The organism is Runella salmonicolor, assembly GCF_024158025.1.
Taxonomy (GTDB): domain Bacteria; phylum Bacteroidota; class Bacteroidia; order Cytophagales; family Spirosomataceae; genus Runella; species Runella salmonicolor.
Map to the genome: position 1 here is coordinate 1 of NZ_JAMZEL010000036.1, position 1,220 is coordinate 1,220.

A 1,220-nucleotide genomic window follows, 5' to 3' on the forward strand; every position below is an offset into this window, starting at 1 on the left:
TCGTCGGCGTGGTACTTACCGTCAATACGCCTCCCTCGGGGTCTAAATCGTTCGGCAATACATTGCCACTCACTGGCTTATCCTGCGGCGTCTGCGTGATGTCGTCCGTCGCAAGCGGCTTCTCGTTAGGTACTGGTGGTAAAATAGTAACTGGCACTTCTACCGTCGTACACTTATTCGTTTGGTCACAAACCGTGACACATAGCTTATCGTTTCCTGTTTCCCCAGCCATTGGTGTGTAAGTCAAACACAACTGATGCGTCGTGTTGTTTACACTTATTCCACTTACCGTGCCTTTTGTTGGGGTATTACATAAACTCACAGTATGACTATCACCCACATTAGGGTCATTCACAGGACCACAAATCGTTATTGGGGTTTCTGGTTTTGTAACTATAGGTGGCAAGACTACCACTGGGGGCTGCTGCGTACCTGGAACTACTTGTGGATAAACCGTGATGGGAATCATTACTGTATCACACAAATTTGACCCATCACATACAATCACACACAATGAATCTCTACCAATAAAGCCCGCATTCGGTTTATAGGTCACGCAAAGTTGTCCTCCTGTGGTGGTTACTGGATTGGCAGTGCCATTTTTGGCCGCTCCACATATTGTAAACGTATTTGTACCCGTGCCATTTGGATCTAAAATCGGCATACAAGTCGTTGTCGTACTATCTTGGGGAGTTACTATAGGTGTCACTACCACCACTGGGGGTTGAGGTGAAACTACTGGTGGTAACGCTGGCGTAATAACTATGGGAACATTGACCGTATCGCACTTGCCCGTTTGGTCACAAACAATCAAACATACTTGGTCATTACCCGTTTGACCCACCGTTGGAGTGAAAGTCAAACATATTTTATGAGTTGAATTATCCACCGTTGGCGTGCCGATGCTACCCTTTGTAGGTGTTCCACAAATAGTTACGGTGTGAGTATCACCTAAGTCTGGATCATCAATAGTGCCACAAACGGTCGCTGGCTTGTCTTGCTCCGTTACTATAGGAGGTATAACTACCAACGGGGGGTTCGTCACTGGCTCTAACACCGTAATGACCAACGTCGCCGTGTCGCACGCTACGGGACTACCGCTGTCGCACACTTTGTATTTCTGACTCACCGTCCCCACAAAGTTCGTCGCGGGTACGTAAGTATACGTGCCGTCGGCGTTCAGCGTCAAGCCCGTCACCATACTACCCAACGTACTGAAC

Annotated in this window: 1 protein-coding gene; it reads right to left on the reverse strand. The window is 48.0% G+C overall.

Going from position 1 to position 1,220, the window contains the following annotated elements; translation table 11 throughout:
• On the reverse strand, positions 1-1,220 hold a 1,220-nt coding region (locus NCI00_RS29350), incomplete at both ends, for an Ig-like domain-containing protein (RefSeq protein WP_253533526.1).